At 60.5% G+C, this 19,863-nt stretch carries 25 protein-coding genes and 2 pseudogenes; 12 read left to right on the top strand and 15 right to left on the bottom strand.

What is annotated here, in order from left to right; all coding sequences use genetic code 11:
* Positions 1 to 2 precede the first annotated feature (2 nt).
* Positions 3 to 647: a hypothetical protein gene (locus M3465_RS16205; protein WP_249502768.1), complete on the bottom strand. Its 645-nt coding sequence runs from the start codon at positions 645 to 647 to the stop codon at positions 3 to 5.
* Between the two features lie 109 nt (positions 648 to 756).
* Here M3465_RS16205 and M3465_RS16200 point away from each other — a divergent pair.
* The 3 genes and pseudogenes from M3465_RS16200 to M3465_RS16190 form a co-directional block, all read left to right on the top strand.
* A pseudogene (locus M3465_RS16200) lies at positions 757 to 876 on the top strand (IS5/IS1182 family transposase); the annotation flags it as partial.
* On the top strand, positions 864 to 1,586 hold the full coding sequence (locus tag M3465_RS16195) for a cytochrome c biogenesis CcdA family protein (RefSeq protein WP_007803446.1): 723 nt from the start codon (positions 864 to 866) through the stop codon (positions 1,584 to 1,586). The pseudogene M3465_RS16200 and the gene M3465_RS16195, both read left to right, overlap by 13 nt.
* A 193-nt stretch (positions 1,587 to 1,779) precedes the next feature.
* Positions 1,780 to 2,445, top strand: coding sequence for a L,D-transpeptidase (locus M3465_RS16190; protein ID WP_007803448.1), 666 nt, complete (start codon positions 1,780 to 1,782; stop codon positions 2,443 to 2,445).
* Positions 2,446 to 2,492: 47 nt separating this feature from the next.
* Here the strand turns inward: M3465_RS16190 and M3465_RS16185 are convergent, their stop codons facing one another.
* Positions 2,493 to 2,780 (bottom strand): hypothetical protein, encoded by a 288-nt coding sequence (locus M3465_RS16185; protein ID WP_369817429.1) that lies wholly within the window; start codon positions 2,778 to 2,780, stop codon positions 2,493 to 2,495.
* Positions 2,781 to 2,957: 177 nt separating this feature from the next.
* Here M3465_RS16185 and M3465_RS16180 point away from each other — a divergent pair, with 177 nt between their 5' ends.
* Positions 2,958 to 5,312 (top strand): heavy metal translocating P-type ATPase, encoded by a 2,355-nt coding sequence (locus tag M3465_RS16180; protein WP_249502767.1) that lies wholly within the window; start codon positions 2,958 to 2,960, stop codon positions 5,310 to 5,312.
* Here M3465_RS16180 and M3465_RS16175 read toward each other — a convergent pair.
* On the bottom strand, positions 5,306 to 5,581 hold the full coding sequence (locus tag M3465_RS16175) for a hypothetical protein (RefSeq protein WP_012187175.1): 276 nt from the start codon (positions 5,579 to 5,581) through the stop codon (positions 5,306 to 5,308). The genes M3465_RS16180 and M3465_RS16175 overlap by 7 nt on opposite strands.
* A gap of 97 nt (positions 5,582 to 5,678) precedes the next feature.
* Here M3465_RS16175 and mntR point away from each other — a divergent pair, with 97 nt between their 5' ends.
* Positions 5,679 to 6,137, top strand: coding sequence for a manganese-binding transcriptional regulator MntR (gene mntR / locus M3465_RS16170; RefSeq protein WP_008327326.1), 459 nt, complete (start codon positions 5,679 to 5,681; stop codon positions 6,135 to 6,137).
* A 261-nt stretch (positions 6,138 to 6,398) separates the two neighbouring features.
* Here mntR and lnt read toward each other — a convergent pair.
* The 10 genes and pseudogenes from lnt to M3465_RS16120 all read right to left on the bottom strand — a co-directional run bounded on the left by lnt (position 6,399) and on the right by M3465_RS16120 (position 13,850).
* Positions 6,399 to 7,969 (bottom strand): annotated as a pseudogene (gene lnt / locus M3465_RS17170) (apolipoprotein N-acyltransferase).
* On the bottom strand, positions 7,966 to 8,439 hold the full coding sequence (lspA, locus tag M3465_RS16160) for a signal peptidase II (protein WP_007803461.1): 474 nt from the start codon (positions 8,437 to 8,439) through the stop codon (positions 7,966 to 7,968). Before lspA ends, lnt begins: the two are co-directional and overlap by 4 nt.
* 4 nt (positions 8,440 to 8,443) lie before the next feature.
* A complete protein-coding gene (locus tag M3465_RS16155; protein WP_249502766.1) occupies positions 8,444 to 9,226 on the bottom strand; it encodes a ZIP family metal transporter in 783 nt (260 codons plus the stop codon).
* Positions 9,227 to 9,248: 22 nt separating this feature from the next.
* A complete protein-coding gene (locus M3465_RS16150; protein ID WP_007803465.1) occupies positions 9,249 to 9,707 on the bottom strand; it encodes a DUF411 domain-containing protein in 459 nt (152 codons plus the stop codon).
* 3 nt (positions 9,708 to 9,710) lie between these two features.
* Positions 9,711 to 11,084 carry a M23 family metallopeptidase gene (locus M3465_RS16145; protein ID WP_249502765.1) on the bottom strand — a complete coding sequence of 458 codons (1,374 nt, stop codon included), beginning with the start codon at positions 11,082 to 11,084 and terminating at the stop codon, positions 9,711 to 9,713.
* Positions 11,081 to 11,707: an SCO family protein gene (locus M3465_RS16140; protein WP_007803468.1), complete on the bottom strand. Its 627-nt coding sequence runs from the start codon at positions 11,705 to 11,707 to the stop codon at positions 11,081 to 11,083. The genes M3465_RS16145 and M3465_RS16140 overlap by 4 nt, the downstream gene beginning before the upstream one ends.
* Positions 11,707 to 12,177 (bottom strand): copper chaperone PCu(A)C, encoded by a 471-nt coding sequence (locus M3465_RS16135; protein ID WP_008327335.1) that lies wholly within the window; start codon positions 12,175 to 12,177, stop codon positions 11,707 to 11,709. The genes M3465_RS16140 and M3465_RS16135 overlap by 1 nt, the downstream gene beginning before the upstream one ends.
* A 22-nt stretch (positions 12,178 to 12,199) precedes the next feature.
* A complete protein-coding gene (locus M3465_RS16130) occupies positions 12,200 to 12,859 on the bottom strand; it encodes a DsbA family protein (RefSeq protein ID WP_054540605.1) in 660 nt (219 codons plus the stop codon).
* On the bottom strand, positions 12,856 to 13,278 hold the full coding sequence (locus tag M3465_RS16125) for a disulfide bond formation protein B (protein WP_007803474.1): 423 nt from the start codon (positions 13,276 to 13,278) through the stop codon (positions 12,856 to 12,858). The genes M3465_RS16130 and M3465_RS16125 overlap by 4 nt, the downstream gene beginning before the upstream one ends.
* 5 nt (positions 13,279 to 13,283) lie before the next feature.
* Complete coding sequence (locus M3465_RS16120; RefSeq protein ID WP_007803475.1) at positions 13,284 to 13,850, bottom strand: SCO family protein; 567 nt, start codon at positions 13,848 to 13,850, stop codon at positions 13,284 to 13,286.
* A gap of 213 nt (positions 13,851 to 14,063) precedes the next feature.
* On the opposite strand from M3465_RS16120, the gene M3465_RS16115 reads away from it, so the two are divergent.
* The 6 genes from M3465_RS16115 (at position 14,064) to M3465_RS16090 (ending at position 18,115) form a co-directional block, all read left to right on the top strand.
* Positions 14,064 to 14,492: a MerR family transcriptional regulator gene (locus M3465_RS16115; RefSeq protein ID WP_007803476.1), complete on the top strand. Its 429-nt coding sequence runs from the start codon at positions 14,064 to 14,066 to the stop codon at positions 14,490 to 14,492.
* An 82-nt stretch (positions 14,493 to 14,574) separates the two neighbouring features.
* A complete protein-coding gene (locus M3465_RS16110; protein ID WP_008327361.1) occupies positions 14,575 to 15,195 on the top strand; it encodes a cation efflux transmembrane domain-containing protein in 621 nt (206 codons plus the stop codon).
* A 69-nt stretch (positions 15,196 to 15,264) separates the two neighbouring features.
* Complete coding sequence (locus M3465_RS16105; protein WP_007803479.1) at positions 15,265 to 15,828, top strand: transglutaminase-like domain-containing protein; 564 nt, start codon at positions 15,265 to 15,267, stop codon at positions 15,826 to 15,828.
* Entirely contained in the window at positions 15,818 to 16,783 is a 966-nt protein-coding gene (locus tag M3465_RS16100; RefSeq protein ID WP_249502764.1) for a cation diffusion facilitator family transporter, read from the top strand. Before M3465_RS16105 ends, M3465_RS16100 begins: the two co-directional genes overlap by 11 nt.
* A complete protein-coding gene (locus M3465_RS16095) occupies positions 16,755 to 17,066 on the top strand; it encodes a SpoIIAA family protein (protein WP_007803481.1) in 312 nt (103 codons plus the stop codon). The genes M3465_RS16100 and M3465_RS16095 overlap by 29 nt, the downstream gene beginning before the upstream one ends.
* Positions 17,067 to 17,419: 353 nt before the next feature.
* Positions 17,420 to 18,115: a hypothetical protein gene (locus M3465_RS16090; RefSeq protein WP_249502763.1), complete on the top strand. Its 696-nt coding sequence runs from the start codon at positions 17,420 to 17,422 to the stop codon at positions 18,113 to 18,115.
* 517 nt (positions 18,116 to 18,632) lie between these two features.
* Here M3465_RS16090 and M3465_RS16085 read toward each other — a convergent pair.
* Both M3465_RS16085 and M3465_RS16080 read right to left on the bottom strand, forming a co-directional pair.
* Complete coding sequence (locus M3465_RS16085) at positions 18,633 to 18,890, bottom strand: helix-turn-helix domain-containing protein (RefSeq protein ID WP_017470289.1); 258 nt, start codon at positions 18,888 to 18,890, stop codon at positions 18,633 to 18,635.
* Positions 18,891 to 19,014: 124 nt separating this feature from the next.
* Complete coding sequence (locus M3465_RS16080) at positions 19,015 to 19,266, bottom strand: hypothetical protein (protein WP_349305047.1); 252 nt, start codon at positions 19,264 to 19,266, stop codon at positions 19,015 to 19,017.
* A gap of 210 nt (positions 19,267 to 19,476) precedes the next feature.
* Here M3465_RS16080 and M3465_RS16075 point away from each other — a divergent pair, with 210 nt between their 5' ends.
* Entirely contained in the window at positions 19,477 to 19,830 is a 354-nt protein-coding gene (locus M3465_RS16075) for a hypothetical protein (protein ID WP_076535508.1), read from the top strand.
* The last annotated feature ends 33 nt before the right edge of the window (positions 19,831 to 19,863 follow it).

The raw sequence follows: 19,863 nt of genomic DNA, 5'->3' as shown, positions 1-19,863 counted from the left end.
CATCACCTGGCCTGAAGAGATGCGATGCCTTGTGCGCCGATCGTGATCAGCCCGACCGACAAGGCAAACGCAGCCAGGGCAAGCAGCATCACGCCCGTGTTCATGGGCAAGCGACGTACAACCGGTCCAAGAAATTCCGACCGCCCGAAAGCCGAGACGTAGAGCGGCAACGCGCTTATCATAGTCGCATAGAGGTAAACGCCGGAGATGTTCTCGAAAAACGCCGAACGCGCAAGAGTCGGGGATACAACCGCCAAAGCGGTTGAACGATTGCCGCCGAATGACCCGAACCAGTCGGCAGATAGAACGTATATCAGCACGTGGAGACCTGGAAAGAGAAGGGCTCTGAGCAAGACATCGACCAGCACGAAAAACGCCGTGTCTCTTGAGCCCGCCTTTGGTTGCTTTGTCATGGCGAAAAGGAAAAACCTGACGTAGTTGACGGCAAAAACCACGGGCAAACCGTTGGTCGCAACCTGCCTTAGAAAGCGCATGAGTGCTGGTCCGCCGGCAGCAAGAGCCGGAGCAAAGCCCGGAGCCAGTAAAACATAGAACAACAGGACCGGCAGTAATGCAGCGAAACTGAACAGCAGGACATTTCTAACAAACTGAGCCGCGGGCATACTGATAGAGAAAAATCTATCCATTGAAATAGCCTGCCATGTGGGCACCACTAGGTCGATGATACGGGGCGTTGTTGCACAAGTCTGACGCCTCAGGATTCCCTTCGCGAACCCATGCTGTTAGCCGCATTCCATGAGCAACCCATCTCCCGCCCGCTATCGTACGACCAACTGGTCCAGCTACAACGCATCGCTGCGCAAGCGGGGGTCCCTGCTGATCTGGGTCGACGAAGACATCACTTGGCGCGCGCCCTCACCGCCGCCCTCCTAGCCGGCACGATATCATTTCTGTCCCCCTGCGTGCTACCTCTTGTGCCAGGTTATGTCTCCTACGTAACCGGGCGCACAGCCGCTGAGGGCGGGGTGGTCGGCGCTTCGCCGTCGCGCGCGGTCTGGCTAAGCCTGTGTTTTGTCCTCGGCTTCTCCACCATCTTCATGGGACTTGGCGCATCCGCGACTGCAATGGGTCAGGCCCTGCTTCGGTGGCGGTATGAACTCAACCTCGTTGGGGGCGGCATCATCATTTTCTTCGGGCTCTTCATGATAGGAGCCGCGCGTGTTTCGGTCATGGAACGCGACTTCCGATTCAATCTCAACATCCCCGGGGGCCAACCCGCTGCGTCCTATGTCCTCGGTCTTGCCTTCGGTTTCGGCTGGACTCCGTGCATCGGCCCGATCCTCGGCGCGATCCTGACAGCCAGTGCGGCGAGTGCCACGATGGGCGAAGGTATCATGCTGCTTGCCGTCTATTCCGCCGGCCTTGGAATACCGTTTCTGATCGTGGCCGGATTCACCGACCAGATCGCGGGACGGTTGCGGGCCATCGGCCGGGTTGGCCGCCGCCTCCACCAGCTTGCGGGCATAGTGATGATCTTGATGGGGCTGGCGATGATGACAGGGCAGTTGAGCGCGCTGTCATACTGGATGCTCGACGTATTTCCGGTTCTGGGACGGATCGGATAGCTCCATTAGTAGCAGCGTCTATTGATAACAGAAAATTTTCTTGAACCTCTAGTAGCTTTAGGAGTTAAGCCACCGACAAAGAACGGCACCATGGAGCAAGTTGCCAATAACGCCTCACTCCTTCCCGGGCGAACAACACTGCGTTCGGGGTAAGGTTCGGTTTGCCGTCCAATGCGTGAACGGAGCAATCTATATGCTGACAAGACGACATTTCATCCAGACGACCACCGCGCTGTTTTCGGCATCGATATCCAGCCCGCTCCTTGCAGACACGTGGCCTACCGATGCGCAGAAGGCAGCTTGGGACGCACAGGTTACACCTCCCGGCTACGACCCGGCCACGTCCAACCCTTGGGGCCTTCACCCTCGCTTCCTGCCACAGCGGGTCCTCGCGAAGGACGGACTTGTACCCGGTGATATCCATGTCGATGCTGTTGCGCGCTATCTCTACCACATCGAAGAAGGCGGCACGGCGATGCGCTATGGCGTGGCGATCGCGCGCGGTAAACTTTACGAACCGGGCACCTATACGATCAAGCGCAAGGTCAGGTGGCCGCATTGGCAGCCGACACAAAACATGATCGACCGCGACCCAGAGCTCTACGCCGATATCGCTGACGGTATGGAACCCGGACCTGAAAACGCGCTCGGATCGCGAGCCCTCTATCTCTTCGTCGGCGACCGAGACACCTATCTAAGGATTCACGGGACACCGTATCCAAGAAGCATTGGCGGCCGTGCGAGTTCCGGCTGCGTCCGAATGGTCATGGCACACATCAATGATCTCTATCCCAACGTCGAGATTGGCTCGACGGCATTCCTGTACTCGGCGGAAGACAGCGTCACCCCGAGAAGTTGACTGGCGCATCATGTGTTACGCGTGGGCTTGACGCATCTATGGGCTGATCAGGACTGGCGCGAAGTGCAGATGGGGTTGCCACCTGCCGAGCGTAGCGGAACCAAGGTGTTTTCCACCGGACCGCTGTGTTCATACCAATAACAGCCATCCTCGGGACGAAGCCGCGCCGTGGTGAGATCCTGACCAGGCGCAGCAAGGGCAATGACGGCCTCGGGAACACTTCCCACTTCGTTGCGAGCGCCGCCGTCGTCCAGCGTTGGCACCGCGCAGCCAGCAAGCACCAATGTCGCTGCGATAATCGGCGCGTTTCGTTTCTGCATGTCTACCTCACTCATTCTGATCGCTTCGTACCGGCAAGCGTTGCTCCAACCGCGTCGTTTCAAGGGGGCGGCTAGCTTCAAGCCTCCGCAGGGCGCCTTTCTTGCTGGACGAATATCCACTTGTTGCCCTTGAAGCTCTAGTTACTGTAGGGGCTATGTCAATGTGGAATCAATGAATCCTGAGGTCAATCCATGTCTTCCGACGGCAACCGCAACGATCACGGCCATCCGGGTGATCAAGAGCATTCTGACCCAAGAGGCAACTCCTGTTGCGACGCCAGCAAGGACGTCGCGTCCACGGCGCCAGCGCCGTCTGGCGGAAGGAGCTTTCAGGTCTCCGGGCTCGATTGCGCCGAAGAGGTGGCGATCCTGAACCGGGTTGTCGGGCCGAAAGTGGGCGGAACCGAACACCTGGCATTCGACGTGATCAACGGGCGAATGACCATCCTCGATAGCGCCGTGAGGATACCAGACGACGAAGTCACGCAGTTGGTCGCAACGACCGGCATGAGCGCCAAGCCATGGGATGCCGACAACGCAGCAGAGGACCAGGCGGCGCATCTGGCACGTCAGAAGCGCTTTACCTCGTTGAGCGGCGGCTTCTGGGCGGCGGGATTCCTTTTTCACATTGTCGAGACCGGCATGGGCGGCGCGCTCGGGCTCTTTGCGGGCCATGGCGAGGTGCCTATGCCTATGGTGGAAGCAGGGATCTTCGCCGTCGCGATTCTTTTTGGCGTCTGGCTTGTCGCGCCCAAGGCCTGGTCTTCGGCGCGGAGGCTTAGCCCCGACATGAACCTGCTCATGGTGGTGGCCGTCGCGGGCGCCATCGGCCTCGGCGAGTTTTTTGAGGCCGCGACGGTCGCCTTCTTCTTCTCGCTTTCGCTTTATCTTGAGAGCTGGAGCGTGGGGCGGGCGCGTAATGCGGTTTCCGCGCTCCTCGATCTGGCGCCGCCAACGGCGCGGGTTCTTTACGACGACGGATCTGAATCCGACGTTCCGGCCGCGGCCGTGGCAGTCAATGCAAGGTTTATCGTGCGCGGCGGCGACCGGATCCCCCTCGACGGTGAGGTCGTGGACGGGGCAGGGGCCGTCGATCAGGCCCCAATTACTGGGGAAAGCGCGCTAGTGCCCAAGGAACCAGGCGACGAGGTCTATGCCGGCACGATCAACGGCGAGGGCACACTGACGGTGCGGGCGACGAAGGCCGCCTCGGACACGGTGCTCGCGAAAATCATTCGCATGGTGGGCGATGCCCATGCCCGCCGCGCGCCGGTCGAACAGTGGGTGGCCAAGTTCGCGCGCATCTACACACCCATCGTGATGGCTTTGGCGATCGCCATCGCGCTGGTGCCGCCACTGCTGCTCGGCGGCGCCTGGGACTACTGGTTCTACAATGCTCTGGTCCTTCTGGTCATCGCATGTCCTTGCGCGCTGGTCATTTCTACGCCGGTCTCCATCGTGGCAGCGCTGACCGCGTCGGCACGGGCGGGGGTGCTCATCAAGGGCGGCGCCTATGTCGAGGCGCCGGGGCGGACCACGGCACTGGCGATGGACAAGACCGGGACGATCACCATGGGCGAGCCTGAGGTGGCGGCGGTTCACCCACTGGTCGGCGTTTCCGCACGCGATCTCATGGCGCTGGCAGCAAGCCTAGAGGCGCGGTCTTCACACCCGCTGGCACGCGCCATCCTCTCGCGCGCCGAAGCCGATGGTGTTTCCGTGTCTGCCGCAGAGGACACCCGTACCGTGCCCGGGCGCGGTCTGGAAGGACGCGCCGACGGGCGCGCTATCTGGCTCGGCTCGGATCGCTTCGCCGAAGAGAAGGGGTTCGGCAATGCCATTCCGGCGGATCTGCGGGATCGGATCGAAGGGGCAGGGAGCACCCTCGTTGCCGTGGGTGACGAGACCGGCGTGACCGGCGTACTGGAGCTTCGCGACCGCATCCGCCCAGATGCAAAGGGGATCGTTGCGCGTCTGCATGCGCAGGGTGTGAAGACCATCGTGATGTTGACGGGCGACAACGAACGCACCGCGCGCGCGGTGGCAGCCGAAGTCGGCATCGACGAGGTGCGCGCCGAACTTTTGCCAGAAGACAAGGTGACGGCCATTGAGGAACTCGTCGAAAGCCACGACATGGTGGCGATGATCGGCGACGGTGTGAATGACGCACCGGCCATGGCGCGGGCGCATTATGCCATCGCCATGGGCGCTGTCGGATCGGATGCCGCGATCGAGACGGCCGACATCGCGCTGATGACCGACGACATCGGCAAGGTACCCTGGCTTATCGGCCATTCGCGCCGTGCCATGACGATCATCCACCAGAATATCGGCATATCGCTGGCGACCAAGGCGCTGTTCGTCGGGCTGACCGCGTTCGGTATGGCCTCAATGTGGGGCGCCATTGCTGCGGATGTAGGCGTGTCTCTGCTGGTGGTCGCCAACGCACTTCGGCTCCTGAACGGCCATCAGGTTGAGGCCGGGCCTTCAGGCGGAGAACCGGTGGGCGAGCAGATGGCGAAAGGAGCACTGGCGCACGGTCATTGATCCGGCGGTTTCGGTAGCTCGATATCGCTTTTGCGGTCCAGCCACGCCAGCGCCCCGACAGAGAATTCCGAACCCCGGTAGGGTTCCGTCCAGGCGGTCTCGATGTCGTCCCAGGGCAGAGGCTCGAGATTTCCAAGAAAGAGCGTCAGACGGTAGGCCGCTGCCTCGGGAAGCCAAGGCGCCTCCTTGGCCGGCGTCGCGGCGACAGGCCCGGACAGGAGGAGCGCACTTGCGAGTGTGGCGAGCAGCACTCTCATAATATTTCGCATCACCACGGCCTCCAAAGTAAAAAGTTAGACATGGCTAACTTATCTACCCGAAGCAAACAAGTTGTCAATCCCGCTGTTTCGCTGCAAAGTCCCGAGTATGACAAAGCTACAATCACAAGGGCGTGAGCCATTCGAAGCGGTCGACCGGGCTCCCGAGGCGCAGGCCGATGGCTTTGCGACCGTGCGTCAGGCACATGAAAGCGAGATGGCGGAGGATTACGTCGAACTGATCGCGGAACTGATCGAGACGCGCGGGGAGGCCAGACCGGTCGAGATCGCCGAGCGGCTTGGCGTGAAGCCGCCGACCGTGACCAAGAACATCTCGCGGCTCAAGGCTGCTGGTCTGGTCCGGCGGGAGCCATACCGCGCGATATTCCTCACCGATGCCGGGCAGGACCTCGCGGAGATCTGTCGACGCCGCCACAGGGTCGTCGTCGCCTTTCTTCTGAGCCTGGGAATCGACGAAGAGACCGCGGAACGCGATGCGGAAGGGATCGAGCATCACGTCAGCGGGACGACATTGGAGGCGTTCGAGCGACGGCTCAATCAGAAATGAGCTCGCCTAGATGCACATTCGCGCGATTCTCTATCGGGACCTCGAGCTATCAGGTCTTCAAGCCGCTGACACGTTTGCGCAATTTCGAAGCTCGCTAGCCGAGAACCCGCGACAGCACGATGGTTGCAAACAGGGCGACAAGTCCGAAGGCGATCGCAGACGCTACCGCATATTGGAGGATATCCAGGTGATTCCCCCTCCTCCGTCGTGCCAGATAGCCACCCCAGATCGCGCCTCCGATAGCGCTCACGATCACAAGCATCAGGATACCTCCGTTCCAAAATGCCGCGCATCGGGATCTCGTCCGAGCAAACTGGCCAGCCAGCCGAAGACCCAGCACCCAAAAACAAGAACCAACAAGGTCCAGTCGCCGAACCGCGCATAGGGCGTTGGAGTACGCGCGCCCGGCAGGCCGGCATCAATGGTGCCTGTTTCCCCGGTATCAAGACTCGCGACGACATTTCCATTGGCGTCGATGATCGCGGATATCCCAGTGTTGGCCGCCCGGACCACGGGAAGTCCCTCCTCGACCGCGCGCATCCGCGCGGAGGCGAGGTGCTGCTCGGGTCCGATGCTGGTTCCGAACCAGGCATCATTTGTGGCGTTGAATATCCAGTCGGGGCGGAAAAGGTCATCGACCACGTGGCCCGGAAAGATGATCTCGTAACAGATCGCCACCGCGACCAGAGGCGCGCCAGGGATCGCCAGCGTGCGCGGCCCTGGTCCCGGCGTGAAATCGCCCAACCCTTCGGTCAGCCGCTCGATGGGCAGCCAGCCTTTCAGGGGCACATATTCCCCGAACGGAACAAGATGATGTTTTGCATACCCCGTCAGAACCTCGCCGCTGCGTCATAGGCCTGAACCGTGTTGAAATATCTGGTTCCCCCATCGCCCTCCACTCGGTCAGGCGCACCTGTCAGTAGGATCCTGCCGTCTGGCAAAGCTGCAGATATCCGCGCGCGTGCCGCAGCATCTTCGTCCAGAAAGCCGGGGAAGGCCGTTTCCGGCCAAAGCAGCAAATCGAAACGTCCGGGTTGCGCGGACAAGCCCAGGTATTTTTCCAAGGTTCGCTGGCGGCTGCCCGGTACCCACTTCTCGACTTGTGGCACATTGCCTTGGACGATGCGCAAAGCAACGTCTGTCGGCGGCACGTCCTGCCCTGACCGAAGCGCACCGCCAACCCAGAAACCCGCCACAGCAACGGCGAAGAGCACGAGAACAGGCGCGCGTCTCTTTGGCGCCGCCACAGTCAACACACCTGGCAATATGCCGATGAAGACCGTGAGAAAGCCCAAACCGTAGCTTCCGACCCAGGCGGCGGGTTGGCGCAGGGCGGCATAGTCGACAAGGGCATAAGCGGCAAGGTTCCAGGGAAACCCTGTCAGGACATGACCCCGCAGCCATTCCGTGGCCACCCAGCAGGTTGCAAACAGCAGGCCCGCCGCAATGCCGCCGACAGCTCGGCGCTGCATGATGGCGGCAAAAAGCATCGCCGCCATGCCCGGGAAGATGGCAAGTCCGGCGGACAGACCCGCGACCGCCGGAATCGCCAGTGCGCCGAAACGTTCGGCATCGACGTAAAAGCTCTCGGCGATCCAGGAAATTCCAATCCCGAATTGGCCCAGTCCGAAAGCCCAACCGACAAGGAAAGCGCGCGAGGTTGAGATGTTCCGGAGAACGATAAAGAGCACGGAGAAGGCGACAGGGACCGCGATGAGCCAAGAAAACGGCGGAAGAGTCAAAACCGTCAATCCGCCGGCAGCAAGGGCAAGACCCATGCGCTGGAACAGGTTCAGGTCCTCACTAACGAACTGCGGCAATCCCGGCTTCATGAATCGGTCTGAAGTCGAGCGCCAACCCACGGCGCAATGAGCAGCAGCATCACGCCGCCAACCACAAAAACATCGGCCATGTTGAAGGCAGGCCAGTGCGCCGTCCCGATGTAGAAATCGAGGAAATCCGTCACCGCACGATAGCGCAGGCGGTCCAGAATATTGCCGAGTGCACCGCCGATGATCGCACCATAGGCAATGGCCTCGACCCGGCTGCTGGTACGGACCAGCATGAACGCCAGCCAGACGCAGATGCCAAGCGCCAGTAAGACAAGGCTCCACCACGGCGCGCCGCCGAGAAGCCCGAAGGTCACTCCGTCATTGCGCAGGTAGATGAGATTGAAGCCGGGAAAGACCGATACGCCGGAACTAAGAACAGTCGCATTGGACACAACGATTGCCTTCGTTGCCTGATCGACAAGAAAGGCGATCAGCGCAGCAAGCAGACCGACGAAGAGGCAAGTTCTCATCAGCTTATCCCAGCCAGACGTCGAGGAACAACATGATCACAAGACCAACGGCGAGGCCGAGCGTCGCCCTGTTCTGATGGCCGGATCGGTGGGTTTCCGGAATGATCTCGTGGCTGATGACGTAGAGCATCGCACCTGCTGCGAAGGCGAGACCCCAGGGCAGCAGCGGTTGCGAAAGACTGATAATCCCTGCGCCGAGAAGTCCACCGACGGGCTCGACGAGACCGGTCAGAGCGGCGATGCCCCAGGCGCGAAGCCTGGAATAGCCCTCGCCGAGCAACGAAACCGCCACCGCCAGACCTTCGGGGGCATTCTGTAATCCAATACCGATCGCAAGTGGCAACCCGCCCGACAAACCGTCAACCCCGAACCCGACGCCGACGGCAAGCCCTTCGGGAAAATTGTGGATAGTGATCGCGATGATGAAAAGCCAGACGCGCCGCAGCGATGCGGCGTCGGGACCTTCCCGCCCCGTCTTGAAATGTTCATGCGGTAGCCGTTCGTTCATCAGAGCGACCGCGCCCATGCCAAGCAGGATCGCAACACATACGATGGCCGCCGGGAGAGCACCGTTGTCGAACTGTCCTTCAGCTGCGTCGAGAGCCGGGATGATCAGCGAGAAGAACGAAGCCGCGAGCATGACACCCGCCGCGAAGCCAAGCAGCAGATCGCGCGTGGCCCGGGACGGGATGCGCCCAAAAAGAACGGGGACCGCCCCGACCGCGGTCAGCGATCCGGCGGCCAGGCTTCCAAGAAAGCCAAGCGCTATGGGGGAGAGGGGTTCCAATTGTTAAGGTTCTGCCGCGAGTTCAGTCAGGAGCCGAGTAGCTGGTGTAGACCTCGGTCGATCCGTCTTCGTGGATCAGGAAGACATCGTAAGCCTCCCGGTCGTCCTCCGGTCCCATGCCGGGCGACCCGTAGGGCATTCCCGGCACCGCCAGGCCTACCGCGTCTGGCCGGTCCTCCAGCAGGCGTTGGATGTCAGCCGCCGGCACGTGGCCCTCGATCACATAGCCGTCGACCAAAGCCGTATGGCAGGAGACCATGCGCTGCGGCACGCCATTGTCGAGTTTGAAGCGCACAAGAGATCCTCCGAACATGTCCTCGCCCATCGGCGCGAAGCCATTCTCCTCGAGGTGCTTCATCCAGGACAGGCAACAGCCGCAGCCGTTTGTCTTCCGGACGTCGATCTGAATCGCCTCTGCGACGGCCTGCGCCGCAGGAAGCAAGGCAAATGCGATGGCAAGGGCGGGAGTAAATCGTTTCATGGATCAAAGCCTTTCGGTTGTCGTCTGTGCAAATTCGCTGGCGAGCCTCTCAGCAAGAAGTGAACGCGCCTCACGCAGTCGCTCAAGCGCGGCCGTGTCGTCCGCTTCACGCTCGGCCGCCTCTGCCAATCGGTCGTCAGAGAGAGGGTCGGTTGGGCGACCGTCCACCAGCACTTCGTAATGTAGGTTGGGGCCTGTCGCGGTACCCGTCGCACCGACCCGCCCGATCATATCTCCGGCCATCACGCGTTGCCCTTGTGTGAGCCCGTCCGGTACGGCGCTCAGATGCGCATAGCGCGTCAGGGTGTCGGAGCCATGAGCGATCTCGACGACCCGGCCATACCCACCGCGTCGGCCGATGAAGCTAACGCGGCCCGGCGCCGTCGCCTGTACCGGCGTGCCGCGCGCCGCCGCGAAGTCGACTCCTGTGTGCATCCGTACATTGCCGTAGACCGGATGGGTGCGGCGCCCGAACACAGAACTCAGCCGTGCACCTTCGACCGGTTGCGCAAACACGCGCAGGACTTCTCCGTCGACATAGATCGTCGCTTGGCCGCTGCCGTCGTTCGGCCAGACGATTTCATAGACCGAGCCATCGATATCCAGTGCGGCAAAGGCAAGCTCGGGCTGACCAATCCTCTTGTTCCCGTCTCGGGCCTCGCGCCAAAGGAGGCGCATCGTCTCGCCACCCGCAAGATCACGACGGAAATCCACGGTGCCGCCCAGCATCTGCGCCAGGTCCACCGCAAAACGGGCGGGGATGTCTGCCGTGTTCAGGGCGGCGAAAATCGAGCTCTCGATCACCGCCTCGCCGGCGAAAGTCACCAATTCGGGATCCGGGTCCAACACGCGGGCGGCAAGCTGTTCGCCGAAGACCGCCTCTATCCGGACACCGTCTTCGACGGCGAGCTCTACACGACGCGGGTTGTCGTCCGTTGTGGAAACCACCGTAATGATGTGACCCGGACGCAGACGGCGCAGATCGTATTCCGTGCCAATCGCCAAGGCGATTTCGGCGCAATCCGAAGCATCCAGCCCCGCATCGGAAAGGACCGCATCAAGCGTCTCGCCGGACGCAATCTCCCGCGACCAGGTGACCAGCGGGGGCTCGATAGATGGCAAGGAGGTATCAGCGGGGGAAACGGTCAGGAGCGGCCGGGGTCTGAACTCGAATGCGATATCCGCCTGGGCGAGTGTAGGGCGGACCGAATTGGTTTCGGTAATCCGAGGCGGCGCAAGCGGATTGGGAGTCCAGAGGGTCGCTTCAGCAATCGCAGGGGGCACCGGTTCTTTGGACAGAACGCCAGAGATGGCGATGGCGGTCACCGAAAATGCGCCTGCGACCGCAACGGCCGCCAAGACAGTTCTTATCTTCATGTTGCCCCCTCTACGTCTTCTGTCAGTGCGCGCTGGATCTTCGGCACCGCGAATTCTCTTTGCTCGTGATAGTCGATCATGGTGACGAGCTCACCCTCGGCATCGAACAGGAATACGCTTGCCGTATGGTTCATCGTATAGCCGCCGCCCTCAGTCGGGACGCGCTCAAATGAGGCACGAAACCCTTCTGCAGCGCGGGCAATTTGGTCTTCCGGCCCCGTCCAGCCACGAATGACCGGATGAAAATAGCCGACATATTCGGCCATGGCCTCGACCGTGTCCCGCTCCGGGTCGACCGTGATGAAGACCACGTTCATCTCTGATGCTTCGTCGCCCAGTTCCTCAAGCCAGCCGGAAATATCCGATAGGGTCGTCGGGCAGACGTCCGGGCAGTAGGTGAACCCGAAAAACACCATTGTGGGACGACCGATCAGGTTGCCAGGCCCTACCTCATTTTCCTCGTGGTCGGTCAGCCGGAACTCCATCGCCGATAGGGGCAGGGGCCGCTGCCCTTTTGGTTCAGGCGCACCGGGCCCGTCCACCCGCCACCAGCCCACGAAGAGCGTCAGGCCAAGAACGCCGGCACCGGCTGCGCCGTATAGAAGGAGCTGCCGACGTTGCATCAGCCCTCCGGTCCACGCGCGGCGATTCCGAGGATTGGGACCTCGACCGTCACCTTGCCGCCATCCGAGAAGGTCAGTGTCAGCGGGAAATTCTCGCCTTCGGTCATCGGCTCTTGCAGCTTCATGAGCATGGCGTGCAACCCGCCCGGCTCCAATGCCACGCTTTGGCCGGGCTCAATCGTGATCTCGCCTGCAGGCGCCATGGAACTGACGCCATCGGAGTTGGTTTTCGACTCATGGATCTCGGGCATCATTGCCAGCGGTGTCGCAAGTCCGGTCAGCGTAACGGCGTCTTCACCCGTGTTGCGCACGGTCATATAGGCGGCACCTGGCCTGTTGACGCCGATCGAGGCGCGGGACCACGCATTCTCGACCACGACATCCTCCGAACCGGCCAGTGCGGGGGCCGACAGCCCTGCAACCGTCAAAAGCACGGCCAATGCATTGGTATATCTCAACTTCTTCACCACTCGTTTCTCCTGCCTCCGCAAATCAGCTTTGGCTTGCCGCAACTTCCACTGCCACCAGCCTCCGCAATTCGGCCTCACCGAACGGATCGAGAGGCTTGCCGTTCACGAAGAACGTGGGCGTTTGGCGGACCCCGACTGTCTCGACATCGGCGCGGTCCTGGTTGAGCACCGCCACAACACCGGGGGCCAGCATCTGTGTCCGGGCAGCTTCGACATCCAGACCTCCGCTTGCTGCAATCTCAAGGATCAATCCGGGTGCCGGGGTCCCGTGAGACGCCCATCTGGGCTGCTCTCGCAAGACTGCCTCGAGCACAGGTTCAAACACGTCCTGCATGCGCGCCGCCTCGAGCACACGGATCGCTTCTACCGACGCCTCGCCGTGAAAAGGCGTATAGCGGATTACAACGCGCACCGCGTCTCCGTGCTCCGCCATGATATCCTCGACGACCGGATAGAAAGCGCGGCATGCCTCGCAGGCCGGGTCGAAGAATTCAACGATGGTTACGGGCGCATCCTCGGGCCCGAGGATCGGGGAATAGGGTCGGATCAGCGCGTCGGCCATTTCAGGGTCGATGGGATCGGACGCGGCAATCGGGTCGGGGCGGGTGGCATACCAGGCGGCACCGCCGAAACCGGCGACCCCGAGCGCGAGAACGGACAGGATGAGGCCGCGTCGTTTCATTTTTGTGTTTCCTTCAGTGAGAGAGCCGACAGCAGACCGATCATCGCGAAGGCGACGAGCGCCATCAAAGGAATCGGAATGCCGAAGACCAGTTGATTGTCGTCGGTACAGGATGGGCCGGTCGCCGTGCAGGGCTGGATACGCTCGGGGATAACGCCGACATAGAGGCCCAAGTGCCAAAGCGCGACGGCGGCACCGCCCAAAGCCAGCGCGATCCCGTAGCGACCCACGCGCCGATCCTGCCACCACAGCCCAAGCCCGAGGATGATGGCCAAGGGGAACATGAAGGCACGCTGGAACCAGCAGAGCACGCAAGGTGTCTGCCCCAGAACCTCGCCGATGAAGAGCACGGCAAGCGACGCGGTGAGCGCGATGATCCAGGCCAGGCCAAGGGCCGTCTCTCCGGAAAGTCGGGTCATGACGATCAGATCCTCTGTCTCAGATCGGCGAGGATCTCTTCGGCGGGCGTGCCGTAGGGCCAGGAGTCCGCGAAGCCTGCTTGCGTGTCGAAAAGGAAAAGATGCGACGTGTGACCCATCGTGTATCCGCCCGGCGCAGTCGCCTGCTCGATCCGCTCAAAGAATATCGGAAAGGTTTCGGATGTCGCGGCGATCTGCTCCGGTGTACCGGTCAGCCCGATGATCCCTGCGTCGAACAGGGGCACATACTCGGCAAGTGCAGTCGGCGTATCCCGCTCCGGATCAATCGTTATGAAAATCGGCTGAACCATTGCTGCCTCATCGCCCAGGCCCTCCATCACGGCCGCGACTTCGGACAGTGTTGTCGGACAGACGTCGGGGCAATTGGTGAAGCCAAAGAAGACCAGCATCCAGCGCCCTGCGAAATCTTCGTCCGTTTGGACCATGCCGCGATGATCGGTCAGTTCGAAATCAGCAAGAAACGGTGGTTCACTCTCGGTGCGGGCAAGATCGGCACGGTAGTCGGACCATAGCAACAGCCAGATGAAAACGAACGCCGCCGCGCCCGCCAACACCCACAATACCTTCTGAAGACCTGAAAGCCTCACGCCGCTCCGCCCGAACCTGATTCTATATTTTGTGTGCGTTTACATCCTCTAGCTACTGTAGGTTCAAGCGTGATTGTCATCGATCGGCCAACAATCACCGATCTGTGAAACTCGGGTGAAGCTTGTGATGCGCACCGCATAAAGCTACACCCACTGTAGGTAATGTGGGGAGCGGAAATGCTGACGATTGGGACGCTGGCGAAGAAGACCGGAACAAAGGTGCAGACCATCCGGTATTACGAGCAGATCGGACTTATGCCTGAGCCCGGCAGGACCGAGGGGGGCCAACGACGCTATGGCGACGCCGAACTCGACCGCTTGTCATTCGTCCGGCACGCACGGCAACTGGGGTTCTCGTTGGACGCGATCCGTGAGCTCCTCGATCTCAGCGATCATCCGGGAAAGTCCTGCGCTGAGGCGGATGCAATAGCCCGTCGGCAACTCAAACAGGTCGAGCAACGATTGGCGCGGCTCGAGGCGCTGCGGACGGAATTGAAGCGGATGGTGCATGAGTGCAGCGGCGGACAGACTTCTGATTGCCGTGTGCTCGAGGTACTGCGCGACCATTCCGAATGCCTGACCGACCATGAAGAGATCGGCGCCTGAGCAATTTCGACGACCTTTGATCGGAACGCAAAAAGCCCGGTGTTAGTTACTCATTGGCAATTCACTAATTTGGATACCCGGCATGGCGGAGCAGAGAAACGCAACGGAAAGACGCACACTCTGGATCGTGCTGGGTCTCAACATCGGGCTGGCAGTCGCTTTCTTCGCCTCGGGCGCATTCGGCGAGTCAAGCGCGCTTATCGCCAATGGCCTCGACAATCTGTCGGACAGTTTCGTCTACGCGATCAGCCTCTTCGCGCTGTCCCGCTCCGCCAAGTGGAAGCGCGGAGCGGCGAACGTTTCGGGCGGCCTGCTGATCCTCTTCGCCCTTGGAATCCTGTATGACGCGTGGCGCCGCTACGTCGGCGGATCGGATCCTCTTGGCACGATCATGATTGTCATGGCGCTGGTAGCGGCGGCCATCAACGCACTTTGCGTCTGGCTGCTGGCACGGCTTCGCGATCCAGACGTAAACATCCGAGCGGCGAATACGTTCAGCTGGAACGACTTCGCGGCCAATCTCGGAATCGTCGTCGCAGGCGGGCTCGTAGCCTGGCTCGGAACGAATTGGCCGGACCTTGTCGTGGGCGTGATTGTCGCCGGCATCGCGGCCTGGGGTGGCGTCGGAATCCTGAGAGACGCGCATGGTGAACACCACAAGGCGGTGCACAATGACGATCAGGTAACCAAGGACTCGGCCTGAAATCGGGGCTTGAAGCTACAGTGACTGTAGCAACTACATATTCTCGTGAACGATTCGAGGAGGTATCCCGTGAACCCCGCCGACCCTCATTTGGCCAAAACCCGGCTGCTGGATTTTGACGCGACCTCAATTGCAAAACTGATCGAGGAGCGCGGCTGGGCAGACCTTCCCAGCGACGACCGAATTGGGGCCATCTACGATTTCGTCAGGAACGAGATTACCTTCGGCTACAACCGCGCCGACGACATTCCGGCGTCCGAGGTCCTCGCAGATGGCCACGGGCAGTGCAACACCAAGGGCACGCTCCTCATGGCCCTGCTGCGTGGCGTGGGAGTTCGCTGCCGACTGCACGGGTTCACAATCCACAAGGCGCTTCAGAGAGGCGTCGTTCCGGAACTCGTCTATCCCCTCGCGCCGTCCGAAATCCTCCACTCCTGGGTAGAGGTGGACTTGGGCGACGGATGGGTCAATCACCGCCAGAACTTCGGATTTGTGCGCGACTTGCTCTATCGCCACGTCATCCGTCACTGGATGAATGCCAGGGTTCGCCGCATCCGCCGCGGAATCTTGCCGCCGGTCCCCGGATTCGATCGGCCGAACCACCGCCATGAGGAGACGAACCGTGCCGCATGATCACGGCCACGCCCACATCGATCCTCAATCCGGTGATCGTCGCGTCTCCATCGCCATCTGGGCCAACGGCCTCCTGACGGTCGCGCAGATCGTCGGCGGGATCCTTTCCGGCAGCCTCGCGCTGATCGCGGATGCCCTCCACAATTTCTCGGACATGGCGTCGCTGGTGATCGCCTTCTTCGCGCGTAAGATCGCTCGCCGCCCGGCGGACAAGCGCATGACCTTCGGCTATGGGCGGGTAGAAATCGTCGCAGCGCTCATCAACTACACGACACTTATCCTGATCGGCTTCTACCTGATCTACGAGGGTGGCATGCGCATGATCGACCCACCAGAGGTACAGGGCTGGACGGTGGTGATCCTGGGCGGTGTGGCACTGGTCGTCGACACGTTGACGGCGCTGCTCACCTATTCGATGCAGAAAGGCAGCGTGAACATCCGTGCGCTCTTCCTGCACAACCTATCGGACGCTTTTGCCTCCGTGGCGGTCATCATCGGCGGCTCGCTCATCCTCCTCTACAACATGCGGTGGGTCGACCCGGCGATCACCATCGGCATCGCTCTCTACATCCTCTACCTCGCATTTACCGAGATCGGCGGTCCGATTCGGACGCTGATGCTCGGCAGTCCACCGGACATCGATAATGAAACCGTCGTTCAGGCGATGCGGGGTGTGGATGGTGTCGCGGACGTTCATCACGTGCATCTGTGGCAGATGCAGGAGCACGAGGCGGCTCTGGACTGCCACGTCGTGCTGACAGCGGACGGCTGGGGTCAAATCGAAAAGATCAAGGCCGCGATCAAGGACCGGCTGAAGGACGATTTCAGCATCGGTCATTCGAGTCTGGAATTTGAGCACGAAGACCGCGCACACGAAAACGCTGACCTTTACGGTCACGGCAAACCGGAAAAAGAGGAGGAAAACCATGTTCACCGAGACACTGACAGCTCATGACGACACGATTGGCCTCGCCTGCGAGGGCAAGCTCAGCGAAAGCGACCTGAAACGGATGCACGCCCTGCTTCATGAGCGCCTGCAAGAGACAAGTAAGCCCGGCCTGGTTCTCGATCTCACGAGGTTCGAAGGCTACGATGGGCCGTCCGCTCTGCTCGAAGATCTGAAAATCGACACAGCCCATAGGAATGACTTCCGCCGCGTCGCTGTGGTGGGCGAAGGGGCTTTGTTGGAGTGGGGAACCAGGTTCGCCGACGTGCTGACCACGGCAGAACTCCGTTAGTTCGACCCGGCGGAAATGAAGGCGGCAATCGCCTGGGCAAGTGAAAGGTAGAGTAGCTTTCAATCAGATGCCTTCGCAGAAGACAGCATCTGTTCGAAACCATAAACAAAAGAACTACAGCAGTTGCGAGACCCAAGAGCAATCCGAAAGTTCTGAACATGGTCGCTCCTTTCGCAAAGGAGTAACTTTGGTACGGTGGCACTGCCCTTGCCGGGGCATTATCAAATCGTAATGTTTTAGCGGCTCAGGGCGCCAGTTGGTTAACATAAACTTCATTATGCGAATTTATACTTAGCGTTGCGATAGTATATTATTGTATGTATGCTGAACTCCTATCACGGAGGCTCCACAGCATGCGCCATTTACTCAAGAAGCTCCTCCCCTCGGTCGCAGTCGCTTTGACCGTGACAGGTTCTTCGCTGCCAATACCTGCCCGCGCGCAGACATACCCGATCGATTGCGCGATCCTCTTGTGCCTGTCTGGCGGCTGGCCTGCTTCCGTCCCTTGCGCCCGAGCCCGCGCCGAATTTATCCGGCGGATTACACCTTGGCCGGTCGAACCACCGCTGCAAATCTGGCGCTGTCCCATGGGCGCCTCCTACGAGAACGATCGGTTACAAAACAACGCTGGCGGCATCTTTGAAGCCTTGTACCGAACCGACAGCCGTCGACCGCTTCAATCCTTGCCAGTAGATAATCTCGTTCCCACCGACCTCGCCCTGCGGCTCGTTCAGGACCGCGCGGACATCGATATCAGCGGGCCAGAGTTCAATTTCGTGCGGTCCATCCGCGTCTTCGATGTACGGTATGCACGACAGCACGAGTCCGGGCGCGATGGGGATTGTAACCGAAGCGCGACCGTGGTCCTCGGCACCTACGGGACCCAAGGCGATTTCTCATGGCAGCGATCTTCGATAACTGCCATGCCCGAGGCCCATGTGGGACTTGAACGTTGGGGCGAGCATTGCCCTGGCATTTATCACCGATCCGTCTTCGTCGATTGGCGTGACTATGACGGCAACTACGGGTTCGAGCAGGTGAACTACTGACCTGCCGCCACGTAGATTTGTCATGGAAGACGGCTTCTTTGGCTTGCACGACCGCACCGCATACGCTTCGCGGTCCACATGCTGTTTGGCGTTTAGGCAAACACCGCTGGTTCGCTCTGTTCACCCGTCGTCGCTTCTTCCGATCCTCGTCAGCGCATCGAAGTCGATTTCTTGCTTCTGTTAGTCACTTATATCCGGCCGGGTTTCCGATACCGGCTGGGGCCCTTGGACGTCCCACATCACCGCATGTGAGCCTGTACTCCAGCGATAAACCCAACCAACAACACTGCACCCATCGGTCCCGATCAGATTGGCGATCGCGACGCCCTCACCCCTATCATCGTTCACTGTTTACTGACTTCCTGCACTGTGGCGCTGCGAATTGCGGCGTGGGATTGCAGAGCGTTCACTACGACCGCGCGCCGGGCTTTTTTGATGTTGGCTACCTGGTCCTCGATGAGGAAATGATCATCAGACCGGGAAAGTGGGTTCCCGTGTTCTCAACAATTCATTGGCTTCAAATCCTGTGGTCGGGCTCCGTGGCGGCTTCAACGATCGCCAGAACCTCGAACGGGTCAAAGCCGATGGCGCGCGCCAAGACGACCAGCTCGACAACGTCGACCCGGCGCTGGCCGCTCTCAAGGCGGGCAATAAGGGACTGGTGGCATCTGAGCCTGTCTGCCAGGTCTTTCTGACCAAGGCCCGCTTTGACACGGGCGTCGACCAACGCCTGACAGAGTGCCACTTGTCCCTTGCTTCTGATTGTCTTTGCCACGCGTCACATACCTTTTGTGACGTCGCTAGCGGATGAAATCTGTTATCTAAAAAGTAGATATATGAGGGTGTTATCGGCGTCTGGTTTCCATGGGCTGCAAGTCTGATGCTCCCGAGGTTGCCCATCAATCCCCTACCAATTGCAGGAACCGGCCATATTCCTCGCTGACTTCGCGCGCTTCCTCGAAGGCGCGGGCCCGTTCACCGTCGAGGCAACGGAAGTAGCTCTGGATATCCTGAATGTAATCTTCGAAGTCGCCGCGGATGATATCCGCATAGTCCCGCGCGGCCTGCGAATCGCTTGGCAGGAAAGGACGGGCCGGGGCGAAGCAGGATTCCGCCAAAACCGGCCCAGGAACGCAGATCAGAAGGGCCATAGCTTGCAATGGGAGCAGGCATGTCAACCTTGGGTTTCTCAAACCTGTTATCTCCTTGATCGCGGACACTGGCCGTGACTAGTGTTTGCGTAACCAAACTACAGCTAAAGCACGATATTACATCTTGCGGTTGATAATATACTATCGTAACTCTGGGCTTCAAGTAGGAATGCCTGGGGTCGCGCCATTGGAGAAAGCGTGAGCCGGGCCATGAACTGGGACATCGAAGCACCAAATGTGGTTACGGAAGCCAGGTTCCGCGAACTCGTGGAAAGCGGCTATAGCGCAGAAATCCTGTGCCAGGAGTCGGCTCATAAGAAAGGCCCCAGCTATTACGGGGTCTGGATCATGCGCGTTGTCTCTGACGAGGGCGTGGAAAAGCTCCTCGTCACCGCCCGCACGCGGACGACCTACAACGATATCAAGATCCGCGAGTTCAAGACGATCTCCGGCGTGGTGTCATTCTTCATTGGCCTTGGCTTTGCGCATGTCGACCTGCCGCTTGAAGCGGGGACAAGCCGGAGCCACAAGCTCGCCCCATCAGACAAGGACGCTGGCAGCTAACCTCGTCTGTCTCTGGCTGGTCGCAGCACCTGC

Origin of the sequence: Marivita sp. GX14005 (assembly GCF_023370775.1) — a bacterium.
Classification (GTDB): domain Bacteria; phylum Pseudomonadota; class Alphaproteobacteria; order Rhodobacterales; family Rhodobacteraceae; genus Marivita.
This window is presented reverse-complemented; position numbering and strand designations above follow the sequence as displayed.

Bases quoted from the DNA above. Each gene is read 5' to 3' on its own strand.
- M3465_RS16125 (WP_007803474.1), bottom strand. From the start codon at position 13,278: ATGACCCGACTTTCCGGAGAGACGGCCCTTGGCCTGGCCTGGATCATC.
- lspA (WP_007803461.1), bottom strand. From the start codon at position 8,439: ATGAGAACTTGCCTCTTCGTCGGTCTGCTTGCTGCGCTGATCGCCTTT.
- mntR (WP_008327326.1), top strand. From the start codon at position 5,679: ATGACAAAGCTACAATCACAAGGGCGTGAGCCATTCGAAGCGGTCGAC.
- M3465_RS16080 (WP_349305047.1), bottom strand. From the start codon at position 19,266: ATGGCCCTTCTGATCTGCGTTCCTGGGCCGGTTTTGGCGGAATCCTGC.
- M3465_RS16095 (WP_007803481.1), top strand. From the start codon at position 16,755: ATGTTCACCGAGACACTGACAGCTCATGACGACACGATTGGCCTCGCC.
- M3465_RS16180 (WP_249502767.1), top strand. From the start codon at position 2,958: ATGTCTTCCGACGGCAACCGCAACGATCACGGCCATCCGGGTGATCAA.
- M3465_RS16175 (WP_012187175.1), bottom strand. From the start codon at position 5,581: ATGCGAAATATTATGAGAGTGCTGCTCGCCACACTCGCAAGTGCGCTC.
- M3465_RS16115 (WP_007803476.1), top strand. From the start codon at position 14,064: ATGCTGACGATTGGGACGCTGGCGAAGAAGACCGGAACAAAGGTGCAG.
- M3465_RS16150 (WP_007803465.1), bottom strand. From the start codon at position 9,707: ATGAAACGATTTACTCCCGCCCTTGCCATCGCATTTGCCTTGCTTCCT.
- M3465_RS16110 (WP_008327361.1), top strand. From the start codon at position 14,575: ATGGCGGAGCAGAGAAACGCAACGGAAAGACGCACACTCTGGATCGTG.
- M3465_RS16140 (WP_007803468.1), bottom strand. From the start codon at position 11,707: ATGCAACGTCGGCAGCTCCTTCTATACGGCGCAGCCGGTGCCGGCGTT.
- M3465_RS16190 (WP_007803448.1), top strand. From the start codon at position 1,780: ATGCTGACAAGACGACATTTCATCCAGACGACCACCGCGCTGTTTTCG.
- M3465_RS16145 (WP_249502765.1), bottom strand. From the start codon at position 11,084: ATGAAGATAAGAACTGTCTTGGCGGCCGTTGCGGTCGCAGGCGCATTT.
- M3465_RS16185 (WP_369817429.1), bottom strand. From the start codon at position 2,780: ATGAGTGAGGTAGACATGCAGAAACGAAACGCGCCGATTATCGCAGCG.
- M3465_RS16075 (WP_076535508.1), top strand. From the start codon at position 19,477: ATGAACTGGGACATCGAAGCACCAAATGTGGTTACGGAAGCCAGGTTC.
- M3465_RS16205 (WP_249502768.1), bottom strand. From the start codon at position 647: ATGGATAGATTTTTCTCTATCAGTATGCCCGCGGCTCAGTTTGTTAGA.
- M3465_RS16130 (WP_054540605.1), bottom strand. From the start codon at position 12,859: ATGAAACGACGCGGCCTCATCCTGTCCGTTCTCGCGCTCGGGGTCGCC.
- M3465_RS16090 (WP_249502763.1), top strand. From the start codon at position 17,420: ATGCGCCATTTACTCAAGAAGCTCCTCCCCTCGGTCGCAGTCGCTTTG.